This window comes from Arthrobacter sp. NPDC058192 (assembly GCF_042883665.1).
Lineage (GTDB): Bacteria > Actinomycetota > Actinomycetes > Actinomycetales > Micrococcaceae > Arthrobacter.
On sequence record NZ_JBHVVJ010000010.1, the window covers coordinates 1 to 25,470 of the forward strand.

Annotated in this window: 25 protein-coding genes and 1 pseudogene; 11 read left to right on the top strand and 15 right to left on the bottom strand. The window is 68.6% G+C overall.

Annotated features, from left to right (window positions below):
- Positions 1–339: pseudogene (locus tag ACFVVK_RS11345) on the bottom strand (hypothetical protein); the annotation flags it as partial.
- A gap of 569 nt (positions 340–908) precedes the next feature.
- Between ACFVVK_RS11345 and ACFVVK_RS11350 the strand changes: the two are divergent.
- On the top strand, positions 909–1,328 hold the full coding sequence (locus tag ACFVVK_RS11350; protein WP_390266525.1) for an STAS/SEC14 domain-containing protein: 420 nt from the start codon (positions 909–911) through the stop codon (positions 1,326–1,328).
- Positions 1,329–1,635: 307 nt separating this feature from the next.
- Here ACFVVK_RS11350 and ACFVVK_RS11355 read toward each other — a convergent pair whose 3' ends face one another.
- Complete coding sequence (locus tag ACFVVK_RS11355; RefSeq protein ID WP_390266526.1) at positions 1,636–2,499, bottom strand: SDR family oxidoreductase; 864 nt, start codon at positions 2,497–2,499, stop codon at positions 1,636–1,638.
- A gap of 102 nt (positions 2,500–2,601) precedes the next feature.
- Between ACFVVK_RS11355 and ACFVVK_RS11360 the strand changes: the two genes are divergently transcribed.
- Positions 2,602–2,979, top strand: coding sequence for a winged helix-turn-helix transcriptional regulator (locus ACFVVK_RS11360; protein WP_390266527.1), 378 nt, complete (start codon positions 2,602–2,604; stop codon positions 2,977–2,979).
- Positions 2,980–3,064: 85 nt separating this feature from the next.
- Here ACFVVK_RS11360 and ACFVVK_RS11365 read toward each other — a convergent pair whose 3' ends face one another.
- Positions 3,065–3,385: a GYD domain-containing protein gene (locus tag ACFVVK_RS11365; RefSeq protein ID WP_390266528.1), complete on the bottom strand. Its 321-nt coding sequence runs from the start codon at positions 3,383–3,385 to the stop codon at positions 3,065–3,067.
- A gap of 255 nt (positions 3,386–3,640) precedes the next feature.
- Between ACFVVK_RS11365 and ACFVVK_RS11370 the strand changes: the two genes are divergently transcribed.
- Positions 3,641–3,955: an antibiotic biosynthesis monooxygenase family protein gene (locus ACFVVK_RS11370; protein WP_390266529.1), complete on the top strand. Its 315-nt coding sequence runs from the start codon at positions 3,641–3,643 to the stop codon at positions 3,953–3,955.
- A gap of 76 nt (positions 3,956–4,031) precedes the next feature.
- On the opposite strand, the gene ACFVVK_RS11375 is transcribed toward ACFVVK_RS11370, so the two are convergent.
- The gene (locus ACFVVK_RS11375) at positions 4,032–4,634 is read right to left on the bottom strand and encodes a DUF6919 domain-containing protein (protein ID WP_390266530.1); all 603 of its coding nucleotides are present in this window, start codon (positions 4,632–4,634) and stop codon (positions 4,032–4,034) included.
- Complete coding sequence (locus tag ACFVVK_RS11380) at positions 4,635–5,195, bottom strand: hypothetical protein (RefSeq protein WP_390266531.1); 561 nt, start codon at positions 5,193–5,195, stop codon at positions 4,635–4,637.
- 261 nt (positions 5,196–5,456) lie between these two features.
- Here ACFVVK_RS11380 and ACFVVK_RS11385 point away from each other — a divergent pair, with 261 nt between their 5' ends.
- On the top strand, positions 5,457–6,440 hold the full coding sequence (locus ACFVVK_RS11385) for an ABC transporter substrate-binding protein (RefSeq protein WP_390266532.1): 984 nt from the start codon (positions 5,457–5,459) through the stop codon (positions 6,438–6,440).
- Between the two features lie 239 nt (positions 6,441–6,679).
- On the opposite strand, the gene ACFVVK_RS11390 is transcribed toward ACFVVK_RS11385, so the two are convergent.
- The 8 genes from ACFVVK_RS11390 to ACFVVK_RS11425 are packed head-to-tail and all read right to left on the bottom strand — an operon-like array spanning position 6,680 to position 14,429.
- Positions 6,680–6,811 (bottom strand): hypothetical protein, encoded by a 132-nt coding sequence (locus ACFVVK_RS11390; RefSeq protein WP_390266533.1) that lies wholly within the window; start codon positions 6,809–6,811, stop codon positions 6,680–6,682.
- A 3-nt stretch (positions 6,812–6,814) separates the two neighbouring features.
- Positions 6,815–8,179, bottom strand: a complete 1,365-nt coding sequence (locus ACFVVK_RS11395) for an NtaA/DmoA family FMN-dependent monooxygenase (RefSeq protein WP_390266534.1) — start codon at positions 8,177–8,179, stop codon at positions 6,815–6,817.
- A 9-nt stretch (positions 8,180–8,188) separates the two neighbouring features.
- On the bottom strand, positions 8,189–9,388 hold the full coding sequence (locus ACFVVK_RS11400) for an LLM class flavin-dependent oxidoreductase (protein ID WP_390266535.1): 1,200 nt from the start codon (positions 9,386–9,388) through the stop codon (positions 8,189–8,191).
- Positions 9,385–10,260 (bottom strand): DUF1684 domain-containing protein, encoded by an 876-nt coding sequence (locus ACFVVK_RS11405; RefSeq protein ID WP_390266536.1) that lies wholly within the window; start codon positions 10,258–10,260, stop codon positions 9,385–9,387. The genes ACFVVK_RS11400 and ACFVVK_RS11405 overlap by 4 nt, the downstream gene beginning before the upstream one ends.
- On the bottom strand, positions 10,244–11,404 hold the full coding sequence (locus ACFVVK_RS11410; RefSeq protein ID WP_390266537.1) for an LLM class flavin-dependent oxidoreductase: 1,161 nt from the start codon (positions 11,402–11,404) through the stop codon (positions 10,244–10,246). The genes ACFVVK_RS11405 and ACFVVK_RS11410 overlap by 17 nt, the downstream gene beginning before the upstream one ends.
- Positions 11,401–12,471, bottom strand: coding sequence for an ABC transporter substrate-binding protein (locus ACFVVK_RS11415; RefSeq protein ID WP_390266538.1), 1,071 nt, complete (start codon positions 12,469–12,471; stop codon positions 11,401–11,403). Before ACFVVK_RS11415 ends, ACFVVK_RS11410 begins: the two co-directional genes overlap by 4 nt.
- Positions 12,472–12,480: 9 nt before the next feature.
- On the bottom strand, positions 12,481–13,365 hold the full coding sequence (locus tag ACFVVK_RS11420; protein ID WP_390266539.1) for an amino acid ABC transporter ATP-binding protein: 885 nt from the start codon (positions 13,363–13,365) through the stop codon (positions 12,481–12,483).
- Positions 13,362–14,429 (bottom strand): amino acid ABC transporter permease, encoded by a 1,068-nt coding sequence (locus tag ACFVVK_RS11425; protein ID WP_390266540.1) that lies wholly within the window; start codon positions 14,427–14,429, stop codon positions 13,362–13,364. The genes ACFVVK_RS11420 and ACFVVK_RS11425 overlap by 4 nt, the downstream gene beginning before the upstream one ends.
- Before the next feature lie 245 nt (positions 14,430–14,674).
- Here ACFVVK_RS11425 and ACFVVK_RS11430 point away from each other — a divergent pair, with 245 nt between their 5' ends.
- Both ACFVVK_RS11430 and ACFVVK_RS11435 read left to right on the top strand, forming a co-directional pair.
- Entirely contained in the window at positions 14,675–16,708 is a 2,034-nt protein-coding gene (locus ACFVVK_RS11430; RefSeq protein ID WP_390266541.1) for an FAD/NAD(P)-binding protein, read from the top strand.
- Complete coding sequence (locus ACFVVK_RS11435; RefSeq protein ID WP_390266542.1) at positions 16,705–17,259, top strand: GNAT family N-acetyltransferase; 555 nt, start codon at positions 16,705–16,707, stop codon at positions 17,257–17,259. The genes ACFVVK_RS11430 and ACFVVK_RS11435 overlap by 4 nt, the downstream gene beginning before the upstream one ends.
- Before the next feature lie 39 nt (positions 17,260–17,298).
- On the opposite strand, the gene ACFVVK_RS11440 is transcribed toward ACFVVK_RS11435, so the two are convergent.
- A complete protein-coding gene (locus tag ACFVVK_RS11440; RefSeq protein ID WP_390266543.1) occupies positions 17,299–18,309 on the bottom strand; it encodes a bile acid:sodium symporter family protein in 1,011 nt (336 codons plus the stop codon).
- A 115-nt stretch (positions 18,310–18,424) separates the two neighbouring features.
- Between ACFVVK_RS11440 and ACFVVK_RS11445 the strand changes: the two genes are divergently transcribed.
- Positions 18,425–19,948, top strand: coding sequence for a SulP family inorganic anion transporter (locus ACFVVK_RS11445; protein ID WP_390266544.1), 1,524 nt, complete (start codon positions 18,425–18,427; stop codon positions 19,946–19,948).
- 12 nt (positions 19,949–19,960) lie between these two features.
- Here the strand turns inward: ACFVVK_RS11445 and ACFVVK_RS11450 are convergent, their stop codons facing one another.
- A complete protein-coding gene (locus ACFVVK_RS11450; RefSeq protein WP_390266545.1) occupies positions 19,961–21,067 on the bottom strand; it encodes a GTP pyrophosphokinase family protein in 1,107 nt (368 codons plus the stop codon).
- A gap of 243 nt (positions 21,068–21,310) precedes the next feature.
- Here ACFVVK_RS11450 and ACFVVK_RS11455 point away from each other — a divergent pair, with 243 nt between their 5' ends.
- From ACFVVK_RS11455 to ACFVVK_RS11470, 4 genes are all read left to right on the top strand, one after another.
- Positions 21,311–22,108, top strand: a complete 798-nt coding sequence (locus ACFVVK_RS11455) for an alpha/beta hydrolase (RefSeq protein WP_390266546.1) — start codon at positions 21,311–21,313, stop codon at positions 22,106–22,108.
- Between the two features lie 137 nt (positions 22,109–22,245).
- Positions 22,246–23,598: a Na+/H+ antiporter NhaA gene (gene nhaA, locus ACFVVK_RS11460; protein ID WP_390266547.1), complete on the top strand. Its 1,353-nt coding sequence runs from the start codon at positions 22,246–22,248 to the stop codon at positions 23,596–23,598.
- Positions 23,599–23,738: 140 nt separating this feature from the next.
- Positions 23,739–24,041, top strand: coding sequence for a rhodanese-like domain-containing protein (locus tag ACFVVK_RS11465; protein WP_390266548.1), 303 nt, complete (start codon positions 23,739–23,741; stop codon positions 24,039–24,041).
- Positions 24,042–24,058: 17 nt separating this feature from the next.
- Complete coding sequence (locus ACFVVK_RS11470; RefSeq protein ID WP_390266549.1) at positions 24,059–25,420, top strand: rhodanese-like domain-containing protein; 1,362 nt, start codon at positions 24,059–24,061, stop codon at positions 25,418–25,420.
- The last annotated feature ends 50 nt before the right edge of the window (positions 25,421–25,470 follow it).

Below are 25,470 nucleotides of genomic sequence, written 5' to 3' on the forward strand. Positions count from 1 at the left end.
GCCCGCCGCACGGTTCCCACCATTGTCATCAGCAATCCGCTGCAACGCCTCCAGATGGCCCACCATGCCCCGGGACCTGAACTCCGCCAGCACCGTCCGCGCATCCACAGGACTCGCAGGACTGAGCTGCTGGGCAGCCGCGCGGGGAGGGGCGGTGCTGGGGCCGGCGGAGTCGGCCCGGGGCGGCGCGGCGGCACTGGGGTTGGCGGATTGGTCCGGGTTGCTCCTCGCGCTGGTGGGCGGGAAGCCCCCTGCGGTTGTCTCCGACGTGCAGGCCGACGTTGAGAGCAGCATGACGGCGAGGAACGAGGGAAGGACGAGCTTGCGCAGCGTGATCATGCCGAAGAGCCCCCATCAGTATTCAGTCAAGTTCGCTTGCTGTCGGGTCGAAAGGTCACGATACTCGCCACTGACGCTCCAGCAAGTCGCGGCCACCATCTTCCGGCAGATACTTCCTATCAGGTCGAACTATTGTCGGCCCTTGGGCTGTCACTGCGATAGGAGCGGTTCCTGTGAATCAGCTGTGGAAATTTCCTGCAGCTCAGCAGGCGACCCTGCCCGCGGGACATGTCCCCGGCCGACGCCCAGGGATGGACATAAGCCCACTATGTCCATCCGCGCGCCGTACCGGGGCACATGTCCCTTCCAGCCGGGGGACATGTCCACTCGAACCATCGGGCAAGGGACATGCTCGTGGCGGGCGGTAACAGCGGCACATGTCCTTTTCCGGATCGGCGACATGTCCTCCCGCGCCAACGTGCGGGGACTTGTCCGCTCGGGGGAAGGGGCGGGGGACATGTCCACTCGTGGCGGGCGGCCCGAGTCCCGGTTCCGGGGTGTTTGCGCTCCGCCACGCGCAACGACCCGCAAAGCCCTGGCTCGGCGGGGCCGGCCCTAGAATGGTCACGATGATGCCAGGACAGATAGCAGCTGCTGATGGGAAGAACGTGCTGAGCATCAGCGCGGGCATCATCAAATCCCTCTGGGTTCCCGGCTCCTTTGTTGACGTCGACGACGCCAAGGACGCCATGTGTGCCGTGGAGGAGATCAGCGGTGGGACGCCGATGCCGATGCTCTCCGAAATGACCGACGTGGAGATCAGCGCGGGCGCCAGATACGAGTTCGCTCAGGCAAAAGGGGTCTTGGCGATTGCCGTGCTTGGATCCAGCACTGTGGACCGTGTTATTGCTGCAGCCATGAAGCGGCACACCCATTATCCGCATGAGTTCTTCACGTCCAGGGATGCCGCATTGGCCTGGCTGGACCAATTCACTGCCACCGGCAGCCAGCAAGGCGGGCACTCCGACGGGCTTTCCGCCCTGGCGTGACGACGGCAGCCCGCCCCGACTTCCCGCGCTCGCTCCGGGCTCGATTGTCCATGCGCCGAGCCGGGCTGCGCCGAGCCGGGCTGCGCCGAGCCGGGCTGCGCCGAGCCGGGCTGCGCCGAGCCGGGCTGCGCCGAGCCGGGCTGCGCCGAGCCCGGCTGCGCCCAACCCGGCTACGCGGAGACGGGCTCGCTGTGCAGCCCGGCCGGTGACGGTAGGCCCGGTAGGTCAGTGCCGGGAGGATTTCCCGGAGCCCCGGGACTCAGAATGCCCCGGACTGAAGATGCCCCGGACTAAAAACCGTCCCAGACTAAAGAGCTGACACTGCAGCGCGGACGGCGGCGGTCATGGGGGTGGTGGGCCGGCCAAGGAGCCCGCTGAGGTGCCCGGTGGCGACGTGCAGATCGCCGCGGGCAATCCCGAGATCCGAATCCGCCAGAATGTCCGCGAAGTCCTGGGGCACGCCGAAGCCTGCCAGCATTGCTGCGTACTCCGCCGCGGGGAGGTCCTGGTAGCTGACGGGCCGGTTGGCCGCGGCGCTGATCCCCTCGGCCAGCTCGGCCATGGTGAACGCCTCGTCGCCGCCGAGTTCGTAGATCCGGCCGGCCTGGCCTTCGGCGACGAGCACGGCGGCGGCGGCCTCGGCGTAGTCGGCGCGGGTGGCCGCGCTGATCTTGCCGTCGCCTGCGCTGCCGGCCAGCGCACCCTGGGCGAGTGTGCCCGGCAGCTGGTCGGTGTAGTTCTCCAAGTACCAGCCGTTGCGCAGGAGTGCGAACGGGACGCCGGACTCCCCGAGAAGGGCCTCGGTGGCCAGGTGCTCGGCGGCCAATTTCATGCCCGTGGTGTCGGCGTTGGCGATGCTGGTGTACGCCAGCAGTTCCACGCCCTCGGCCTTGGCGGCCTCGATCACTGTCCGGTGCTGCGCCACGCGCTGGCCGACGGCGCTGGAGGAAATCAGCAGGACCCGGTCCGCGCCCGCAAGCGCCTCGGCGACCGTCGCGGCGTCGTCGTAGTCCATGGTTTTGACCTGGACGCCGCGGCTGGCGAAGTCGGCCAGCTTCTCGGTGGAGCGTCCGACGGCGACGATCTGGTCGGCGGGCACGCCGCGCTGTAGGAGGGCGACGACGACGTGGCGGCCCAGCTGGCCGGTGGCTCCGGTAATGACGATGCTCATGGGAAGTCCTTTCAGGTTTTCTTGCTCTTCCGCAAGGGACAACAAGGCCACCCGCGTCGAACTTCCCGGCAGAGAGTACGCACTTTGAAGTAAGGTACTGATATGAAGGTTAGTAGCGGACTGAGGCGCGGTTCCGCCGCCCCGGCAGGCGCAGTTTTTCCTGCGGGCTGCCCCAGCCGGGTGGTGCTGGACCATGTCACCAGCAAGTGGGGGGTCCTGATCCTGGTTGCGCTCGACGACGGCGAGCAGCGCTGGAGCGATCTTCGGCGCCGGGCCGACGGCGTCAGTGAAAAGATGCTGGCCCAGACCCTCAAGATCCTGGAACGTGACGGGCTGGTCCACCGTGAGGCGCAGCCCAGTATTCCGCCGCGCGTGGACTACAGCCTGACGCCGCGCGGACGGGAACTGACGGCACACCTGCTCCCGCTCTTTGGTTGGGTCGTGGAGAATGCCGACGAGATCATGGACGGCCAGGGCTGAGGCCCTGGTTCACCCAGCGCAGCAAACCCGGTGCCGGTGAAACGGGCCACCATGGTGTGGCCCATTGAGCTATGGCACTATTCCCCTACTGCCCCGGGGCCCGGTAGCTCGGCGTCTTTTTGGCTGCCTCGTCGATGTCCTCCGGTGTCATGAGCGGCTTCAGGTGCAGGTTCACGGCCCCGGTGGAATTGATCATGAGCGACAGGGCGGCGGCGTTGGCCTGGTCGGGGATGTCGAAGACGCCCAGGACGTCGGTGTCCCCGAAGGCGTAGTAGAAGCTGTCGAGCGAGCCGCCCACCGACTTAAGCGCCTCAACGACCGCATCGCGGCGCTTGGTGCCGCCCTCGCGCATGAGGCCCTTGATTCCGTCGCCAACGTAGTTCGCTTCGAACAGATACTTGGTCATGGCGTTTCCTATCCTGTGACGCCGGGGGCGCAGGTACGCCCTGGCGTGGCCGATACCTATTGATGGGAAGGTCCGGGGCCGGTACCCAGCATGGGGCTCCGCCCACATGCTAGGCCTTCCGCTCCATCCTGACAACGGTTTCCTGATAGGCCGCCGCGTCTCGGTCCGGCCCGGGCAGTCCGGCCCTACCCCGGCCAGACGGGCGGGAAGATAATCGGCCATATCAACCCCGTACAGAGCATGGAGGTGGCCAACGTGTCGGTTTATACGCTTGGAATCTGGCTGGTGCATCCCGGGCGCGAGAATGACTTCGTGCAGGCCTGGCGCGACTTGGCCAGGAAAACCAAGGAAGATTTCCCCAACGGCAAGGCCGTGCTGATGCACGACCGGGACGTCAAGAACCGGTTCATCAGCACCGGGCCATGGGAATCCCTGGAACAGGTTGAACAGTGGCGGGCATCGGACGTCTTCACCCAAAGCGTCGAGGCCATGAAGGACCTGCTGGAACATTTCGAGGCGCGGACGCTGGACGAGGCCGCCAGCATCGGCTGGGACGCCACCGACATGTGAACCTGAACCTACGCCTGAACCCTGCGCGGGCCCGGCCCACGGGGACCACCCCGTCCGACGGGCCCGGCCTGCGCGGCTAGTGGGACTGCAGCGCCTCCAGCACGGCCGGCAGCAGGACCGTGTTCCTGCCCCAGACCGGATCGAAGATTTCCACGTACCAGGCGTCCGCGAGGACGAGGGCCAGGGCCTCGTTGGACTCGGCCGCCCAGTCCTTCAGCTGCTCTTCATCCACCGGTCCCTCGCTGCTGCCCAGCACGGTGACGACGGCGTCGTCCTGCACGGTGACCGGAATGGAAGCACTGCTCGCCTCGCCGGGGGCGTGGGCGACGGTCACCATGTCGGAACGGGCGGACAGGTCCAGGAGCGCCGACGCCGTCTCCGGGCTGCAGAAGCCCGTCACGTAGGCCCGTTGCGCCAGACCTTCGGCCTGCACGCCGGGCTGGGATTCCTTGGTGAAGAGCCCGTTGCGGTTGAGGCGGGCCAGCTGCCCGGCGATGGCCGTGGTCTCGTCGTCGAACCCGGGCGCGAAGGTGCCCGGCTGGTACTGGCTGCTGCCCTCCAGCCAGCGGGCGGTGAGCTCGCCCGCTGCCGCAATGGAGGCGGCCTGGCGCCAGACGTCACGGTCGGCGAGGAGCCGGCCGAAGCCGTCCCGTTCGGTTGTGAACCTGTCCTCCGACACTCAGGCCTCCTTCGCTGCGGCCCGGACAGCTGCGGCCCGGACCGCGGTGGGCCGGGCTACCGCCGGCTCGGATATCGAGTGCCCCTGCCCGGAGTGGTGTTGCAGCAGCAACGCGAGCCGTTCGCAGCTGGCCCGGAGCGCCTCCAGCTCCCGGGGACCGTAGTCCCCGATGATCCCGGTGATCCGTTCGGCGAGATCGTCGTCGTCAACCTCGAAATAGTGGTTCAGCGTGACCTCGCTGGGCCCGTCCGCCGGGCTGATCTCCCAGGTTCCGCCGAGCAGCCGGAGCGGGCGTTCAAGGTCCAGCTGCTGGAACTCTGCGCGGAGCGCGGGCGCATCGAAGACACGCCAGCAGTGGCTGGAGCTCAGGGAACCGTTGGAAACCACCGAGGTCCGCAGCTCGTGGCGCGAGTCGTCCCCGCCGACACGCTCGGAATAGACCGTCAGGCCGTCGAAGTAGGGCCAGTGCGAGGAATCCCGCAGCATGCTGAAGATCAGCTCCGCCGGGGCGTCGATGCTGAGCCGGTGCGTCGTCCGGCGCGTAGTGTGCTGCGTGGTCACTGGCAAGTCCACCCCTCCTGTGTCGTGCTGCCTTTCTATGCAGGCTAGGCCAGTTGCGGGCTGGCGTGAACAATTTCGTCCCGCCGCGTCATGCACGGCAATCTGCGGTAACACTTGGCCGCAGCAGGTCATGTGCGGACCGTCGGCATTAAGCGCGGTTACCCCTTGTATCCCTGAGTTTCACGGCACTTTGACCGCCCTTTGCGTGGCCCGGATAGTTGCTGGCACAGCATCACATCCGAGCATCTTCGAGGGGTAAACATGTCCAGTCTTCCGTTCAAATCCGGCATCACCGTGGCGCTCGCCGCCACCACACTCCTGGGGCTGGCGGCGTGCTCCGACCCAGGTGCCGCCGCCGCCGGCGGCACTACTGCCGCGCCGTCGTCCTCGTCGGGCGTTAAGCAGTTCAACCTCGCGCCGCAGCAGGACCGGATTCCGGTCACAAAAGATGCAGCGGCGGCCGCCTTGGTCCCGGACGCCGTCAAGAAGGACGGCAAGCTGACCGTGGCGGTCAGCCCCTTCGCCGCACCGCTCGCCGTGTACGCCACGGACAACAAGACGCCGGTCGGCAACGAGGTGGATCTCGCCGTCGCCCTCGCCCAGACCTTGGGCCTCGAGGCGGACATTGTCCCCACCGCGTGGGCCGACTGGCCGCTGGGTGTCGAGTCCGGCAAATACGAGGCCGTGCTCTCCAACGTCACCGTCACTGAAGAGCGCAAGCTTAAGTTCGACTTCGCCAGCTACCGCGAGGACAAGCTCGGCTTCTACGCCAAGGCCGACAGCAACATCACGAAGGTCGAATCGGCACCCGACGTCGCGGGCAAGCGCGTGATCGTCGGCTCCGGCACGAACCAGGAAGCGATCCTGCTGCGCTGGGACGAAGAAAACAAGAAGAACGGGCTCGCACCCGTGGAGTTCCAGTACTTCGACGACGACTCCGCCTCCCAGCTGGCCATCCAGTCCGGCCGCGCGGACCTCACCTTCGGCCCGAATGCCACGGCCGCCTACAAGGCCGCCACCGACGCCAAGACCAAGCTCGTGGGCCTGGTGGCCGGGGGCTGGCCGCTGAAGGCCAACATCGCGGTCACCACCAGGAAGGGCAACGGCCTTGCCGCCGCGGCCCAGGCGGGAGTGAACCACCTGATTCAGGACGGCAGCTACGCCAAGATCCTGGACCGCTGGGGCCTCAGCGCCGAGGCCGTCGCCAAGTCCGAGCTCAACCCGGCAGGCCTGCCGAAGAAGTAGCCCGCCCGAAGGCCGTAGCCGCACACGCCGGGAGCAGAACAGGAAATCCCCGCCGGACACCATCCGGCGGGGATTTCCTGTTCGCCTTGCCAAAGGCTTGGAACGATTGCTCCGTAACGGCCCTTATGGGCCCTCAAAAGGGCCGCTGGGCCCACGCCGGCAGGGTTCCCTGGCCGAGCTTGCGAGGCGAGGGAGCCGGTGGGGAGCAATCGATGGTGGGGTAGGGCGGGATTTAGAGGCTAGAGGAGCTGCTCCCAGACCGTGAGCTCCAGCCGAAGGGTGTCGGCCGTGCCGTGGCCCGTGCTGCGCTCTGCGCTGCGGTCCGCGCCGTTCTCCGTGCCGCGTTCCGTGACGGGCTCGAGGTCGGCCATTGCCTACGCCTGTGCCTGCACGGTGGGGGTGCTGGCGTCCGCCGCGGAGCGCACCGGGGTGGCCACGCCGAGGTTTTCCCGCAGCGTCGTGCCCGCATACTGCGTGGGGTATACCCCGCGTTCCTGCAGTTCCGGGACGAGGTGGTTGACGATGTCGTCCAGCCCGCTCGGGATCAGCCACGGCGAGATGTTGAAGCCGTCGACGGCGCCTGTCCGGGCGTACTCGGCCAGCCGGTCCGCGACCTGGGTGTAAGAGCCGGTGAACGTGGAGTCGCCCCGGCTGGTCTTGGCGGATACGAACTGGCGGATGGACAGGCCCTTTTCCGCGGCCTCGGCCCGCCACTGGTCCGCGAGCTGGCGGGCCTTGGCGCCGTGGAAGCCGCTGCCGCGGGTTTCCGAGGTCTCCTCCACCAAGGGGTCGATGTCCGGCAGCGGGCCGTCGGGGTCGTAGCCCTGCAGCTCCCGGCCCCAGAACTGCTCGAGGTAGGCGATCGCCTGTTCCGGACCGATCTGCAGATTGCGGACCCAGGCCTTCTTCTCAAGGGCCTGCTCCGGCGTGGCCGCAAGGATGAATTCGCTGGCGGGCATGATTTTGACGTCGTTGGCGCCCCGGCCGGCCCGGAGGGTGCGCTCCACGATGTCGCGGCGGAAGGCCAGCGCATCCTCGAGCTGCGGGTGGGCGGAGAAGATGACGTCCGCCTGCCGGGCGGCGAAGTCCCGGCCCTCGGGCGAATCGCCGGCCTGGAACAGTACCGGCCGGTACTGGGCGCTGCGCGGCAGCCTCGGCGTGACGTCCACGGTGTAGTGCTTGCCGCTGTGGTGCACCCGCCGGACCGTGCCGTCCTCGTCCCAGGCGTCCCAAATCCGCTTGGCGGTTTCCACGAAGGCTTCGGCATGGGTGTAGCGGTCCGCATGGTCCAGGTAGCCGCCGCGGCGGAAGTTGGCGCCGGTCCAGGCGTTGTCCGTGGTGACAATGTTCCAGGCGGCGCGTCCGCCGGAGAGCAGGTCCAGTGAGGAGAGCCGGTGCGCCAGGTCCGCGGGGTCGTTGTAGGTGGTGTTCTGCGTCGCGACCAGGCCGATGCTGGTGGTCACGGCGGCGAGGGCGGCGAGGGCGGTCTGCGCGTCCGGCCGGCCGGCGACGTCGAGTGCGTGCGGGCGGCCGAGGTGTTCGCGCAGCCGCAGGCCTTCGCCGAGGAAGAACGCGGCGAACAGGCCGCGCTCTGCGGTCTGGGCGATGCGCCGGAACGATTCAAAGTCGGTCTGGGATCCGGAGTCGGCGGCCTTCCAGACGGTTCCGGAGTTGACGCCCTGGAAGAAGACGCCGAGCTGGAGCTGCCCGGAGGGGGTAAATTCTGACGTGTGGCTCATGGGGGCTCCTTAGTGTTCCGTGCCGGCGGCTGTGGTTGGGGCAGCGGCGGCGGTTGCGGCCGCGTACCGGCTGGCGGGCCGTGCCAGCCCCAGCTGGTCCCGGAAGGTGGCGTCCGGGGTGTTTGGTGCCAGGAGTCCCCGGCGCCGCAGTTCGGGCAGGACCAGGCGTGAGAGTTCCTCCAGGTCCGTGTCCAGTACGGCGGGGTGCAGGCGGACGCCGTCGGCCACGGCCAGCACCTCGGTGAGCAGTTCGGTCAGCTCGGCCGCCGTCCCGGCGAATAGCGCCCGCGGGCTCTGCCACGGGGTGTGGCCATCCAGCACGGCGAGCCGCTCCGCAGCAGCCTCGCCGCGGGCGTCCAGCACGACGTCGAGTTCGGCGATCAGCGCCGGGGCATTTCCGCCGGGCGCGGGCCCTGATAACAGTCCGACCCGGGTTTCCGTGAGCTCGGCGGCCAGCAGCCCGGACGCCGGGGCCGAGACGAGGAGCGCATCGGCGGCTCCCGCCGCCACGGCTTCCGGTGCAAGGAGACCGGCGGGGGCCAGCACGGGCAGCTGTCCCTGCAGGGGCCGCGGAATGATCGACGGACCCTTGACGGAATAGTTGTCAGTCTCGACGTCAATGTAGTGCAGCTTGTCGACGTCGAAGTAGCGCCCGGTGGAGACGTCGCGGATCACCGCGTCGTCTTCCCAGGAATCCCAGAGCCTGCGGCCGACCTCGATCGAATCTGCGGCCTCCCCGGCGAGCAGTGCCCCGCGGACCGTCTCCCGTCCGACGGCGGCGGCATCGGCTGCGCTTGTCGAGGCGGCCACGAGCCAGCCGGCCCGCCCGTTGGAAACGTAGTCCAGGCTGGCCAGCTGGGTGGAGATGTGGAACGGCTCGGTATAGACCGTGTCCACTTCCGGGATGAGGGCGAGCGACCGCGTCACCGGACCGGCGAACGCGGCCCGCTGCACGGCGTCGAGCCGGGCCGCGGCCGCGGCGTCCGGCCTTTCGGCCGGGGCGGTGTCCGGCAGCTCCGGGTCGGAAAACGTCGCCGCGTGGAAACCGGCAGATTCGGCGGCAAGCACAGCGCCGCGGACCTGGTCCGGATCCAGCGCGGCGGCCGCCGTCGGGGAAAGGCGCCCCGCGGCCGGGTGGCTGCCGGCCCCGTCGAGGTCAATGATCAGCAGGCCGCAGCCGGATCCGGGCAGGGTGTCGAGAGTGCTCATGAGGCGTCCTGACGTTCGTAGGGGATCTGTTCACCGGCTTCGATCGCCACCGGCAGGCGGTTCTCTGCGGGCGGCAGCGGGCACGTGGCGAGGTCGGTGTAGGCGCAGGGCAGGTTCACAGCCCGGTTGAAATCGAGAGTGACCGTCCCGCCGGGGCCGGGCGCAGCAACGGTGAGCGAGCGGTTGGCGCCGTACGTGGTCCGGCCCGACGTCGCGTCGGTGAAGAGCACGGACAACGTGCCCGGTACGTGGCCGTTGAACGCGGTCAGGACCAGGTCCTGGCCGTGCAGCCGGAAGCAGAGCTCGCCCGGGGCCTCGTAGACATGCTGGATGCCTTCGACGGCAGCGCCCACGGTCGTGGGCCGAGGTTCGGCGAACGGCACAAATATGCCGGGGGCGGAATATTCGCTGCTGGGCGCGTAGGTGGGTGTGCCGCGGTAGCCGGTCAGCAGCGGGTTCAGGGGATGCCGAGGCCGCACGACGAAACGGCCCCCGCGCTTGGCCACCTCGATCACGGTGTCGCCGGCGCCGGCGTCCTCCACGCGGAGGCTGAGGCCTTCGCGCTCGGCGATCGGGCCCAGGACCACGGTGGCGCCGGTTCCGTCCGGGTTCAGTTCCTGCCCGTCCCGGAGCACCCGTTCGCCGGACGCCAAAACCAATCGGACGACGTCGTTTTCGGCGCTCCAGGTGCCGGGCGCCCCGTCGAGGCGTACCGGGACGGCGTCGAGCCAGTGCAGGTGCGTGACGGCGAGGAAGCCGTGGGGGTCGGCGCGGTGGCGTTCGTGCCCGGCGTGCCAGTCTGCCCATGCGGCTTCGAAGGCACGGTCTTCGCGGGTGGAAGTACCAGTGGACGTTTCAGTTGGCGTAGACATGGGCACTCCTGTGGGTGGCGTGGTTGGCCGCGACGCGGGCCGCGGCGTCGGCCTCGGTGGCACCGGCAGCCTCCGGCCGGCCGGCGTACGGATCGCCGTCGGCCCAAAGGGTGGTGGGCGCGGCGGCGCGGACGGCCGGAATGACCTCGAGCGCGAACCGCTCCAGGATCTCCAGCTGCTGGCCGAACGGCAGCGTGGTGGGCAGCGAGATGGACTGCAGGTCGTGGCTGTAGAGCTCGTGGTAGCTGAGGATCTTGTCGATCACCTGCTCGGGGCTGCCCACGAGTGCGGGCCCTTCGGCGACGGCGTGGTCGATGTCCCGGTACGGGGAGTTGTTGCCGGGTACGTTGCGCCCGGTAGTGAGGGCCTCGTAGACCGGGCCGAACTGCCGCTTGGCCTCCTGCGTGGTGTCCGCGATGAACACCCCGCCCGCCCCGGAGCCGGAGCCCAGGTACTGGTGCTGGGGGTCGTGGCCGTGGCGGGCGTATTCCTCGCGGTAGTGGTCAATCAGCACCTTGTAGTTTTCGCGCGGCTGGATCGCGTTCGCGGTGAACAGCGGATCGCCCCACTGCGCCGCCAGCGCCGCGGAGGTCAGGCTGGTGGCCGAGCCGTGCCAGACCCGGGGCGCTCCGGCGAAGGGCCGCGGCGTTGTGGTGGTCGGTTCGGTCAGCGCGGGCCGGAAGGTGCCGGACCATGTGACGTTCTCCTCGGTCCAGAGCCGCCGGAGCAGGCCGTACTTCTCGGCGAGGAGCTCCCACTGGTCCGCCAGGTCCAGGCCGAACAACGGGTACTGCAACACCTCGTTGCCCTTGCCGATCACCAGTTCCAGCCGGCCGCGGCTGAGCTGGTCGATCGTGGCGTAGTCCTCCGCGACGCGCACGGGGTCCAGCACGGAGAGCACGGTCACGCCGCTCTGCAGCCGGATCCTCGACGTGACCGAGGCGATCGCGGCGAGCACGGTGGTGGGGGAGGAAGAGATGAACTCGCCGGCGTGGCGCTCGCCGACGGAGAAGCTGTCATAGCCCAGCTCCTCGGCCCGGCGCGCCGTTTCCACCACCTGGTTGAGCCGGTCGGCGGTGGAGACGATCTCCCCGGTGACCGGGTTTTTCAGATGCGGGATGATGTCGAGGACCTGGAACTTCACTGTGTCTTCCCTGCCTCTGTTTTCCCTGCGGGGGCGGTTCCAAAGTTGGCCTCGGTAACCGTTTTGGACTCGGGGAGGGCCTCCTCGGAGAGTCCCCAGCGCTTCAGGACCTTGGCGTAGGAGCCGTCCTTGATGGCGGAGTTCAGCGCGTCCGTGATCACCGGGGCCAAGCCGTTGCCCTTGAGCGTCGTGGCCGCCACTAGGGTTTCGGACGGCCAGCCGGCGTTGACCTTGCCCACCACCTTCAGGTCGTCACGGGTGTTTTCGCGGTAAGTGACGGAGGGGTAGGGCGCGAGGTTCAGGTCCGTGCGGCCGGAGGACAGGGCCAGGATGGTGTCGGCGTCGGACGAGTAGTACTGCAGCACCGCCGGCGCCTTGCCCTTGGCCTCCAGCTCCTTGTTCCACGCGATGAGGATCTTCTCCTGGTTGGTGCCCGAGCCGACGGAGATCTTCAGGCCGGAGATGTCGTCGGCGCTCTTGATGTTGTAAGTGGAGCTCTTCTTGGCCTCGAAGCCCATGTACGCGGCCCGGTAGCTGGAGAAGTCGAAGAGCTTCACGCGGGCGGCGTTGATGCCAACGTTGGAGAAGACGGCCTCGAAGTCACCGGACTGGGTTTTCAGCGGCCAGTTCTCCCACGAGGTGACCTGGGTGTCCAGGTCCAGCCCCAGCTTGTCCGCGACCAGCTGGGCGAGGTCCACCTCGACGCCGATCGGGGTCTTATCGTCCGTGGCGTGGAAGGACAGCGGGATGGCCCCGGCCGTGGTGGCGACGGTGAGCTTGCCGTCTTTGCTGATCAGCGCGGGGACTTTCGCGGCCAGCGCCGCGTCCTTGTCGACACGGATGCGCTGCTGGTCCTGCGAGGTGTTGTAAACGACGCCGTTGCGCGCCGCCGTCGTTGCCGGCTGCGCGCCGGACGCCGCTGCGCCGGGGTCGGAGCAGGCGCTCAGCGCCAGCGTGCCGGAGAGGGCGCCGACGAGGACGACGGCGGGAAGCACTGCGTTTCTGCGCCCGGCGCTGCTGCCGGGAATACCGGTACGGACGGTGCGGAGGGTGGAACGGATAGACATGGGGGTCCTTTAGATGTTGAAAGCCGGTTCGATCACTTTGGAGAAGAAGCTCCGGGTGCGTTCTTCGCGCGGGTTGGTGAAAATGTCCTGTGGGTGGCCTTGCTCGACGATCCGGCCCTGGTCCATGAAGACCACGGTGTCCGCGACGTCGCGGGCGAAGCCCATCTCGTGCGTGACGATGATCAGGGTGGTGCCGGAGGTGGCGAGCTCGCGGATGACGTCCAGGACCTCGTTGACCAGTTCCGGGTCCAGGGCCGAGGTGGGCTCGTCGAAGAGCAGGATCTTGGGATCCAGCGCCAGCGCCCGGGCGATGGCCACGCGCTGCTGCTGTCCGCCGGAAAGCTGGCGGGGGTAGGCGCCGGCACGGTCCTTGAGGCCCACCCGGTCCAGCAGTTCGAGGCCGCGCTCGCGGGCCTCGGCCTTGGACCTGCGGGCCTTATCTGAACGTGGCGCAACCACCGGAGCCTCCGCCACGTTTTCCAGCGCCGTCAGGTGCGGGAACAGGTTGAAGTTCTGGAACACCATGCCGATTTCGGTGCGCTGCTTCAGGATGTCTTTTTCACGCAGCTCGTGGAGTTTGTTGCCGCGCACTTCGTAGCCCACCAGCGTGCCGTCGATCGCGATGAACCCGCCGTCGACCTTTTCCAAATGGTTGATGGTGCGCAGGAGCGTGGACTTGCCGGACCCTGAGGGGCCGACGATCACGGCGACGCCGCCCGGCTCGACGGTCAGGGTGATGTCCTTGAGGACTTCCGTGGCGCCGAAGGACTTGCGGACCTTGGTGATCTCGACGAGGCCGCGGGTGGGCGTCGGCTGCAGTGTCGTGGCGGCGCCGGCTGCCGGGGCAGTGGAACCTGCGGAGCCGGCGGCGGTGACGTCGGTGGCGGTGCTCATCGGGTGCCCCTTTCCTGGGCGGTGTCCCGGCGGGCGGGCGCATGGGTGGCGAAGAACTTGCGGGCTTTTTGGAGCGGAGTCAGCGGAAGGGTGCGGACCGCACCCTTGGAGTAGTGCCGCTCGATGTAGTACTGGAAGACGCTCAGGACCGAGGTGATCACGACGTACCAGAGCGTGGCCACGAGCAGCAGGGGCAGGACCTGCTGGGTGCGGTTGTAGATGACCTGGACGGTGTAGAACAGCTCCGAGTAGGCCAGGACGTAGACGATCGAGGTGCCCTTGACCAGGCCGATCACCTCGTTGAAGGCGGTGGGCAGGATGGCCCGCATGGCCTGCGGCAGGACGATCCGGGTGGAGCGCCGCCAGGCGGGGATGCCGAGCGCGGCTGCGGCCTCCAGCTGGCCCTGGTCCACAGAGAGGATGCCGCCGCGGATGATTTCTGCCGAATAGGCCGCCTGGTTCAGCGTCAGGCCCAGCACCGCGGCGGCGAACTGGCTGATCAGGGTGGTGGTCTGCGCCTCGAAGAAGCGGACGTCAGTGAAAGGGATGCCTAAGCTGATTTTCTCGTACAGGTATCCCAGGTTGTACCAGAGCAGCATCTGCACAAGCAGCGGGGTGGAGCGGAAGATCCAGGAGAAGGTCCAGGAGACGGACACCAGCAGCGGTGACGCGGAGAGCCGCATCAGGGCCAGGACGAAGCCCAGGATGAAACCGAGCGCCCCGGAGATCGCGGTCAGCTTGAGCGTCTCCAGCAGGCCGTTGACGATCGACTGCGCGGTGAACCACTGCGCCACCACGCCCCATTCCCAGCGGGGGTTCGTGGCCAGGGACCAGGCGATCCCGGCGACGCCGAGCGCGACCACCGCCGTGCCCACCCAGCGCCACGGGTGCCGGGCGGGGATGACCCGGTAGCCGGCGTAGTCGGTGGCGGGTCCCCTGCCGCCGGGGACGGCGCCCGGCGGGGTGGGGCTGTTGGGCGTGGAACCGGTGCCGGACTCCGGGGCTGCGACGGCGGACGCCGCCCCCGGTACGGACTGGGCCACAGTGGTTGCTGCTGAACTCATGCGCCACCTCGCTTCTTCCAGTTGCTTCTCTTGGGGTTGGATTCCAGCCAATCTAGGGTCCGCCGAAAACGCCCGGCAAGGCGGGAAGTTGCATGCGTTCACGTGGCTTCGCACGGCGTCACAAGTCGAATTCTTTCCTCGTTTGACCTGCGGTTACGCAGGGTGAACAGCCATGACCGGGCGCCTCGACCGGCCCCGTTTCGGGTGCCTAGCATGAGGGCTCCGAACCAGACCCAGGAGACCTCATGCCAGTGCATTCCCCGACCGTGGTCCTGATCGGCGGCGGGCCGCGCACGGCCGGGTTGCTTGAACGCCTCGCCGCCAACCGGCCTGCACTCTTCACAGGCCCGCTGCACGTGCACGTGGTGGAGCCTTACGCCCCGGGGTCCGGCCGGATCTGGCGCTACCAGCAGCACTCGGGGCTGATGCTCAATTCCGCCGCCGCCGACGTCACGATGTTCACCGACGCCTCGGTCCAGTGCGAGGGGCCGGCCGCCCCGGGCCCAAGCCTGTCCGAATGGGCCGCCGGGGTTCTGGATGGCTCCATCGCCGACGTGCCGGAGCTTCCGCAGGAACTTCAGGCCCAGCTGAGGACCCTCACCGGCGCCACGTTCCCCACCCGGCAGCTGCAGAGCGTCTACCTCGAATGGTTCTTCCGCCGCTCCGTCGCTGCCCTCGGGCCGGATACCACCGTCACGGTGCACCGGGACACGGCCTCCGCCATCGAACCGGAACACGCGCCGGGACGGGGTCGTGAACCGGGCGAAACGGAAGGGGGCCCAGCCGAACGGGACGAAGCGGGCGCGGCCGGCTACCGCGTGCGCCTGGTTGGCGGGGCGGTGCTGCGCGCCGACGTCGTGGTCGCCTCCCTGGGGCATACTGATTCGCTGCCGGACGAGGAGTCTGCCGCGTGGGCCGGGTTTGCCGCCCGGCACGGCGCGTTCCACGCGGCGCCCAGCTACACCACCGACGTCGACTACTCACGCCTCGGCGCCGGGCAGGACGTGATTGTCTCCGGCATGGGCCTGGCGTTCGTGGACCTGCTGGTGCTGCTGATGGCAGGCCTCGGCGGCCGGTTCGAGGACCTGCCCGACGGCGGCCTGCGCTACGTGCCCTCCGGCGCCGAGCCCAGGCTGTGGGCCGGATCCCGCCGGGGCGTGCCCTACCACTCCAAGATCACCTCCGCCCTGCGCGGCGAGGCGGCCGGGGAACCCGAGTTCTTCACCGCCGAGTCCGTCGGGGCGCTGCTGGCCGCGTCCGGCGAGCTGGATTTCCGCGCGCAGCTTTGGCCGCTGATCGCCAAAGACGCCGGCTACGCGTACTACCGGGAGCTGTTCACTGGATACCCGGAGCGGGTCCGGACCGGCTGGGAGGAATTCGCGGAACGATTCGCCGCCGTGGACTGGTACAGCCGGGCCCGCCAGCGGCTCGTCGCCGAATCTGTCCCGGACGCGGAGCTCCATCTGGACCTGGAACGGCTGGACCATCCCTTCCAGGGCCGCGTCTTCACCGGCCACGCGGACGTCCAGGCGGCATTAGTGGACTACATCGAAGGGGACCTCGCTCTCCGGACCGGGCCGGACCATTCGGAGACGCTGGCCCTGTTCATCTCCCTGCTCAAGTCCTACATGGAACTGGGCCGCCTGGTGCCGTCCGAGCGGCTCAACGCCCGATCCCAGCGCGACGTCCAGGGCTGGTGGCACGGCTTCTTCAGCTTCGTGGACTCCGGGCCGCCGCCGCGCAGGCTGCGGGAGATGCTGGCGATCCACGAGGCCGGGCTGCTGCGCTTCATCGGACCTGGGCTCGAGATCACCGCCGCGGAGTACTCGGGCCGGTTCGTGGCCAGCTCGGCGCAGTCCGGCATCACGGTCTCAGCTGCGGCCCTGATCGAAGCCCGGCTCCCGGCGCCGTCGGTGGCCCGCTCCGCGAACCCGCTGCTGCGCCAGCTTCACACCTCCGGACTCGGCACAGAGCAACAGCTCCTGACCGCGGACGGCACCCATGCAACGGGACGGCTGCTCGTTTCCGCCAGCAACGAGCTCATCAGCCCGGTGGGGGAGCGGCGTCCCCGGCTGTTCGGCGTCGGGCCCGGCACCTCCGGCTGGGGGGCAGGCGCCTTCGCCCGCCCCCGCACCAACGCCGCGCCGTTCCGCGAAAACGACGCCCTGGCCCGGCGTATCCTGTCTCTGCTGGCGGGGAACAGCTACCCCCGCCACAACCACCACAGCGACGCGCAGTCCATCCCGCATGCTGCCGCCGCCGGAAAGGACCCGGCATGACCCCGCCAACACTCCCGGCAACCCCACTGGCCGTCTCCGGGCTGACGGTCCTGAACCTGCCCATGAGTGATCCCCGGGTCCGACCGCTGCTTGACGAACTCGCCCACGAATATGACTCCCGGTACGGCAATCTCTTTGGCGAAGGAGCGGCCGCGGAAGAACTCAACCGGTACCCGGCCGAAGAATTCGCCGGCCCGGGCGGGGCCCTGCTCATTGTGCGCGAGCACGGCCAATCCGTGGCGGGGGGCGCCTTCCGCCGGTACGGGCCGGACACCGCCGAGTTCAAGCGGATCTGGACGCACTCGGCCCACCGCCGCCGGGGCCTTGCCCGGTTCGTCCTCACGGAACTCGAGGCGCTGGCAGCGCGCCGCGGCTACCGCAACGTCTACCTGACCACCGGCCCCCGGCAGCCGGAGGCCAAGCACCTGTACCTGAATGCCGGTTACGAGGCGCAGTTCGATCTCACCGCGGATCCCGAAACAATCGGACCGTTGGCCTTTACGAAGGACCTTGCTCTGGAATCACTCCTTCCGGAATCCCGGCAGAGCTGAGCAGTTGTCCGGCCTCGACGCCCGGGGGCCCGGCAGGCCCTAACCCTCCCGGACGGGCCGGCGGGCCAGCCACGCGGCCACAATGGCGCCGGAGATGTTGTGCCACAGGGAGAAGACGGCGGAGGGCAGCGCGGCCAGCGCGCTGAAGTGCGCCGTGGCGAGCGTGGCGGCCAGGCCGGAATTCTGCATCCCGACCTCAAACGCGAGGGCCCTGCGTGCCTTGTCATCCAGTCGACCCAGCTTGCCGGCCAGGTAGCCCAGGCCCAGGCCAAAGCCGTTGTGCAGCACCACCGCGAGGAACACGATTCCGCCGGCGGCAACGATCTTGCTTGCACTGCCAGCCACCACGATCGCCACGATCAGCGAAATGACCGCCGCGGAGGCCCACGGCAGGGCCGGCAGGACCCTGGCCACGAGCTTGCGGAGGAAGAGCCGGGCCAGTAGGCCGGCGATGACCGGCAGGAGGACGGTCTTGACGATGTCCTGGACCATGCCGCCAGCGTCGATGCTCAGGTACGAGCCGGCCAGGAGCAGCACCAGCAGCGGGGTAACGATTGGGGCAATCAGGGTGGACACGGAGGCGACGGCCACGGACAGGGCGACGTCACCCTTGGCCAGGAACGCCATGACGTTGGAGGCAGTGCCCGACGGCGCGCAACCCACCAGGATCAGGCCCACGGCCAGCTCCGGCTCGAGGTGCAGGGCGACGGCGATCAGCCAGCCGGCCCCCGGCATGATGACGTAGTGGGCCACGATGCCCAGAGCCACGGCCCAGGGGCGCTTGGCCACGGAGGCAAAATCTGGCGGCGTCAGGGTCAGCCCCATGCAGAACATGATGATGCCCAGCAGGAAGGGAACACTCGGTGCAAGCGGTTTGAATGCACCGGGGAGCAGGAAGCCGGCGACCCCGGCCACGACTACGAGGATCGGGAAGATAGTCACCGCGACGCGGGCGATCTTCGCCTCGGCGGCGAGGGCTGGATTGGCCGGGACATGGGCGGCAACGCCGGCGTCCTGGGTGGTGTTCTGGTTTTTGGTTGCCTCAAGCATCCATGTATGGTGTCACCGGCATCCGCGAACCGACCACTTCGTGACCGCGTGTCCCGCAAATATGTCAGATTTATCGCTGGACAATTTTCTTTTTAGACCACGAACGGAGCCAGCGATGGCCGCCAAAACCGCCGGGGATGCCCCGGCGCTCACGCCCGGGCAGCTGCAATCGGTCCGGGGTGCCCTGACGTCCCCGCGCCGGCTCAGGAACGAGGTCTTCGGCGGCCTGGTGGTTGGCCTGGCCCTGATCCCGGAGGCGATCGCCTTCTCCGTCATTGCCGGCGTGGACCCGCGGATCGGGCTCTTCGCCGCGTTCACCATGGCCGTCACCATCTCCTTTGTCGGCGGCCGGCCGGCGATGATTTCGGCGGCGACCGGCGCCGTAGCCCTGGTGATCGCCCCGCTGATGAAGTCCCACGGGCTGGACTTTCTGGTGGCGGCGGTGATCCTGGCCGGTATTTTCCAGATCATCCTTGGCCTGTCCGGGGTGGCGAAGCTGATGCGTTTCATTCCGCGTTCCGTGATGGTGGGCTTCGTGAACGCCCTGGCCATCCTGGTCTTCCTGGCCCAGCTGCCCGAGCTGATCGGCGTGCCCTGGCTGGTTTATCCGCTCACCGCGGCGGCCCTGCTGATCGTCTTCGCCCTGCCCAGGCTGACCAGCGCCGTACCGGCCCCGCTCGTCGCGATCGTGGTGCTGACCCTCGTGACCGTGGTGGCCGGCGTCGACGTCCCCACCGTTGGGGACAAGGGCGCGCTGCCGGACTCGTTGCCGCTCCTCTTCCTTCCGAACGTGCCGGTCAGCCTGGAGACGCTGCAGGTCATTTTCCCCTTCTCCCTGGCCATGGCCTTCGTGGGGCTGCTCGAATCGCTCATGACCGCGAAGCTTGTCGATGACATCACGGACACCCGCACCTCCAAGACCCGTGAGGCCTGGGGCCAGGGCGTGGCGAATATCGTCACCGGTTTCTTCGGCGGAATGGGCGGCTGCGCCATGATCGGCCAGACCATGATCAACGTCAAAGCCTCCGGGGCGCGCACCCGGATCTCCACCTTCCTGGCCGGCGTCTTCCTGCTCGTCCTTGTGGTGGCACTCGGCGGCGTGGTTTCGCTGATCCCCATGGCGGCGCTCGTGGCCATCATGATTTTCGTGTGCATCGCGACGTTCGACTGGCACAGCATCCGTCCGGCCACCCTCAAAGCGCTGCCCAAGAGCGAGACGCTGGTCATGGCCGCCACGGTGGCCGTCACCGTCGCCACGCACAACCTGGCGATCGGCGTCGGCGTCGGCGTGCTGACCGCCATGGTCCTGTTCGCCCGGCGCGTGGCGCACTTCGTGACTGTTGACCGCGCGATTACGGAGGACGACGGTGGGCGGCGCGCCACCTATCGCGTGGACGGCGAACTGTTTTTCGCGTCCTCGAACGATCTCTACACGCAATTCGAATACGCCCTTGACCCGGAGCGGGTGGTCATCGATATGCGCGACTCGCACCTCTGGGACGCCTCGACTGTCGCCGCGCTGGATGCCATCACGGAGAAGTACCGCCAGCACGGCAAGAGCGTGGAAATCGTCGGCCTTAACGAGGCCAGCGTGCAGATGCGGGCACGCCTGGCCGGCAAGCTCGGCGCAGGCCAGTAAGCCCGGCTGCGGCTACCCGCGGGTGAGCCGGTACCGTTCGATCTGCTTGAGCCGCCGTAGCAGGCTGTCGCGCCGGGGGTGGGGGACGGTGTCGGCCGGCTCGGCGGTGAGCTCGATGTGTTCGGTGCCGTACTGCCACAGCAGCAGGTCATCGAGCAGGCGGTCCGGGCCGGGCGAGTAGCGGTGGTCCAGGGCTTCCCGGACTTCGGTGATCCGGTTGGCGCTGAGCAGCCCGGCCAGCTGCACGGTCTGGTTGAGGCCGTGGGCGGCCATCAGTTCGGCGGCCCAGCCCCAGTCGTCGTCGACTTTCCGGTCCACGTGCGGCAGCAGGGTCCGCCAGACGTCGCGGATCCGGTTTGGCGTCAGCGGCGCCGCGCCCTCGCCGTCCAGGTCCCAATAACTGCGGACCTCCTCGTAGCGGTCATGCAGGTCCGAAAACGCGCTTTCCACAGTCTCCAGCATGGCCGCCGTGGCGGTGAACTGGCGGTCGAAGTGCGGCGTCCAGGCCCGGGGGTCTTCGGCCTTGAACCGGATGTCGTGTTCGATCTCGCTCCACGCGTGGGCGAACACCGTGCGGATCTGGCACTCAAAGAAATAGCTGCCGTTCGGCGGGATGTCCGGGTTGAAGACCTGCTGGTATTCCTTGACGGCCTCATTCTGGATGGTCCGCAGGATCAGGTGCCGGCTGGAGTAGCCGTAGGTGCCGGACTCGATCGAGCCGATGTCCTTTTCGCGGTCCCCACGGCAGTCAAAGAGCTGGCGCTGGCGCTTGATCAGGTTGGCCGCGGCCGCGTTTTCCGCCGGCAGCTTGGTGATGATGCGGATTCCCACCATGTCGTTCAGGGTCCGGAAGGGGTCTGGAAACTTCAGTATGCGCGGGCCGCCCGGCTCCAGCGGTTCTTCCGTGCGGGAGATCTTCTCGCGGAAGGATTCGACGGTCTTGGTGCGGCCGGTGACGAACAACGGCATGACCTCGGTGTCCTTGAGCATGGCCCGCAGGGTGAGCAGGACCTCCCTGGTGACCAGCTTCAGCGCAGGCCGGACCCGCTCGTACAGTTCCACGTTCTCCTGCACGGAATCGCGCAGGCCCGCGTCCAAACGGTCCCAGTTGCTCGCCATTTGTCCAGCTTACGGCTCACCCCCGACACCACAGCGCAAGCACTCCCGCGGCAGCTGCTCCCGGTCGCCGCGGGGCCGACGCTGAACGGCGGCGACAATCCTGCTCTGCACGGGGCAGCGCGGAGCCCGCGGTAGGCTCAACACATGGCTGAGATGCGGCAGCGGGCTACGATCCCTGTCGCAGGGGCGGTGGCACTGGGGGCAGCCACCGTCGCCTGTTCACCTGGCCCCAAGGAGGACGCTGTGAAGAGGCACAAGTACCGCTATGGTGAGGACCCCAGCCAGTGGGGCGAGCTTTTTCTCCCGGAGGTGGCCGCGCCCAGGGGCGTGGTGGTGGTGATCCACGGCGGGTACTGGCGTTCGCAGTACGGCGCAGAACTCGGGGAACCTCTGGCCAAGGACCTCGCCGCGCACGGCATGGCCGCCTGGAACCTGGAGTACCGGCGGGCAGGCAACGGCGGAGGCTGGCCGAACACCTTTGCCGACGTCCTGGCCGGGATCGACAAGCTCCGGGAGCTCGCGGCCGAACACGGGCTCGGGTTGGACAGTGTGGTGGCCCTGGGCCACTCGGCCGGCGGGCATCTCGCGGTCTGGGCGGCGGGACGCAGCAGGCTCGCCGGACTCGGCGCCCCGGAGGTCGACCGTCAGCTGGTGCGCAGGGGAGACGACGACGGCGCGGTGCACCTTTCAGGCGTCGTGAGCCAGTCGGGGGTGCTCAACCTGGCGGCCGCCGAGCGGCTCAACCTCAGCAACGGCGCCGTGAGCAACTTCCTGGGCGGCTCCTCAGAGAGATACCCCAAACGGCATAAATACGCCGACCCCATGAGTGCCGTGCCGCTGGCGGCGTCCGTTTACGCCGTCCACACCGCAGACGATGCCGACGTGCCGTTCAGCGAGTCCGAGACGTACGCCGGAGCGGCAAAAGCAGCCGGGGCACCCGTCCAGTTGCTCAAAGTCCCCGGCGACCACTACGCGCTCATTGATCCCAAGTCGCCCGCGTACCGGAAATGCCGTGAACTCGTGCAGCAGATGCTGGCCTGAGGTACGCCCTGCGCCGGCGCCCCGTGGCCCCGGACCGCGCCGGCGTCCCCCTGGCCGCCGAAAGCCAATAGACTGGATCCCGGGTGCGCCGGGAAGTCTGGTCGGCATAGTTCCGTCGACCCCGTTTTGAGGACCCCATGAGCGCCCTGCCGCCTTCTCCCACACCCCCTCGCCTCACGGTTTTCGGCCGCGGCAGCTACGCCGAGGCCCTTCGGATCGGTGAAATCCTCCGCAAGGAAACAGTAGGCGGCGCGCTGCTCGTCGCGGCGGCGGTGGCGGCACTGATCTGGGCCAACTCCCCGGCGTCGGAAAGCTACTTCGCGTTGCGCGACTTCACCATCGGCTACGCGCCCTGGCACCTGGACCTGAGCCTGGGCGCCTGGGCCGCCGACGGCCTGCTGGCCATCTTCTTCTTCCTCGTCGGGCTCGAACTCAAGCGCGAATTCGTCGCCGGTGACCTCCGCCAGCCGAGCAAGTCCGTGGTGCCCGTGGCCGCCGCCGTGGGCGGCGTGGCCGTTCCCGCGCTCATCTACGCCGCCGTCAACTTCACCGGCCCAGGGACCCTCCGGGGCTGGGCCATCCCCACTGCCACGGACATCGCATTCGCCCTCGCGGTGCTTGCCATCATCGGTTCCCACCTGCCCAGCGCGCTGCGCATCTTCCTGCTCACCCTCGCCGTCGTGGATGACCTCCTGGCGATCACCATCATCGCGGTGTTCTACACCAGCGAGCTCCACCCCGTGCCGCTCCTGCTGGCGCTGCTCCCGCTGGGCCTCTACACGGTCCTGGTGCAGAAATTCCGCCGGTTCTTCGGCACCCATGCGCTGGCCGCCTGGCTGATCCTGCTGCCGCTCGGCGCCGTGACGTGGGCCCTGGTACACGCCTCAGGCATCCACGCCACGGTGGCCGGAGTCCTGCTGGGTTTTGCCGTGCCTGTCCGCCGCTCGCGGGCCAGCGGCGGCCCAGAGGCCGGACCGGGCCTCGCGGAGATCTTCGAGCACCGGTTCCGTCCGATCTCGGCCGGGATCGCCGTTCCGGTCTTCGCCTTCTTTTCCGCCGGGGTGGCGGTCGGCGGCTGGCAGGGCCTGGGCGCCGCCCTGACGGACCCGGTGGCGGTGGGCATCGTCCTGGCCCTCGTGCTCGGAAAGCCGGCCGGAATCCTGGGCACCACGTGGCTGATCACCAAGACCACCCGCGCCCGGCTGGACGGCTCCTTCGCCTGGATCGACATCGGCGGCCTGTCGGTCCTGGCCGGTATCGGTTTCACTGTGTCGCTACTGGTGGCCGAACTGAGTTTCGGGCAGGGCACTGTCCATGACGACCACGCGAAAGTGGGAATCCTCGCGGCCTCGCTGCTGGCCGCGCTCCTCGCCACCGCGGTGCTCCGGACCCGCAACGCGCGCTACCGCCGGACCGAGGAGGAGGAAACGATCGACTCGGACCACGACGGCGTCCCGGACGTCTATCAGCAGGGCCCCGCTGCCGGCTAGGCGCTACCGGGTAGGGTGAAGGGCGAGATTTTTGGCGGGCAGGGGACACCGGCCGGAGCGCGACGGTACCCCTGCGGGTATCATTATGAAGCTGGAATACGCGCGCGGGGCTGCCCGGCGCCCTCGAATAAGGAACAGGCATGCAGAGTATTTCCGTCAAGGACCTAGCCGCCCTGGGCGACGCCACCGAAATCGTCGATGTCCGCGAGGACGACGAGTACGCCGCGGTCCGGGTTCCGGGGGCCAGGAGCGTCCCGCTGTCGCGGTTCGTGCAGTCCCTCGACGAGGTTCCGGCCAGCGGCACCGTCTACGTCATGTGCGCTGCCGGGGGCCGCAGCGCCCAGGCCACCGCCTACCTGGAAGACCGCGGCTACGACGCGGTCAACGTCACTGGCGGGATCATGCAGTGGCAGGATGAGGGACACCCGGTCAACCGGGGCTGATCTTCCGGGGAGGGACCATGGAAGTGATCGTCATCGAGACCCCGCAGCTCGGGGACCGCAGCTACCTGGTCCACGACGGCTCGGCGGCGCTGGCGATCGACCCGCAGCGGGACACGGACCGCATTGAGGCCGCCGCCCGCGATGCCGGGGTCACCATCACGCACGTCGCCGAGACCCACCTGCACAACGACTACATCACCGGCGGCCTGATCCTGGCCCGCGCCCACGGCGCCAGCTATCTCGTCAACGCTGCCGACGCCGTCGGGTTCGAACGGACGCCCGTCACCGACGGGCAGACCCTCCGGGTGGGGTCGCTGACCGTCAAAGCCGTGGCCACCCCGGGCCACACGCACAACCATCTGTCGTTCATCGTTGACGACGGCACGAAGCGGGCCGTCTTCTCCGGCGGAAGCCTGCTGTACGGCTCGGTCGGCCGCACCGACCTTGTTGCCGACGCGGACACCGTCGGCCTGACCCGCGACCAGTACGCCTCGGTCCGGCGCCTGGCCGCCGAGGCGGGGAACGACGCCGCGCTGTACCCGACCCACGGCTTCGGCTCGTTCTGCTCCTCGGGACCCGCCACCGGCGCCCGGTCCTCCACCATCGGCGAGCAGCTCGGCGCCAACCACGCGCTGACAGACCCCGACGAGGACCATTTCGTCCGCGAGCTCATCGCCAACCTCACCGACCACCCCTCCTATTACGCCCACATGAGCCCCGCCAACGTTCGGGGGCCGGGTCCCGCGGATCTGGCCGTGCCCGAGTCGCTCGGCGCCGCCGAGCTCACCCGGCGGCTGCACGACGGCGAATGGGTAGTCGACCTGCGGCGGCGCGTGGCCTTCGCCAGCAGCCACCTCAGGGGCAGCGTCAGCTTCGAGTACGGGAAGGGCTCCAGCTTCACCACCTACCTGGGCTGGGTGCTGCCGTGGGGCGAACCGCTGACCCTCGTGGGGTCGGAGGAGGACGTCGAGAACGCCATCCGCGACCTCTCCCGGATCGGCATCGACACACCGGATGCCGCGCTCGGTTCCGAGCCGCACGCGCTGGCCCCGCAGGCTGCCCTCGCCTCATACCCACGCGTCGGCTGGGACGGCGTGCTCGCCGGCCGGGCCGCGGGGGACACCGTCCTGGACGTGCGCCGGGCCGACGAATTCGCGGCGGCCCGCGTGGTGGGCGCCGTCAACGTGCCGCTCCATGAACTGCTGTTGCGCCTCGACGAGGTCCCCGCCGGCCGGCTCTGGGTGCACTGCACTTCCGGCTACCGTGCCGGAGTTGCGGCCAGCCTGCTCCAGCGGGCAGGCCGGGACGTTGTCCACGTCGACGCCAGGTTTGCCGACGCAAAGGCGGCCGGGATCGTCCTGGACACTTCAGCAGCCTGAGCCCCGGGGGTGCGAAACGCAGGGCACCGGACCGGATTCTCTGGCAGAGT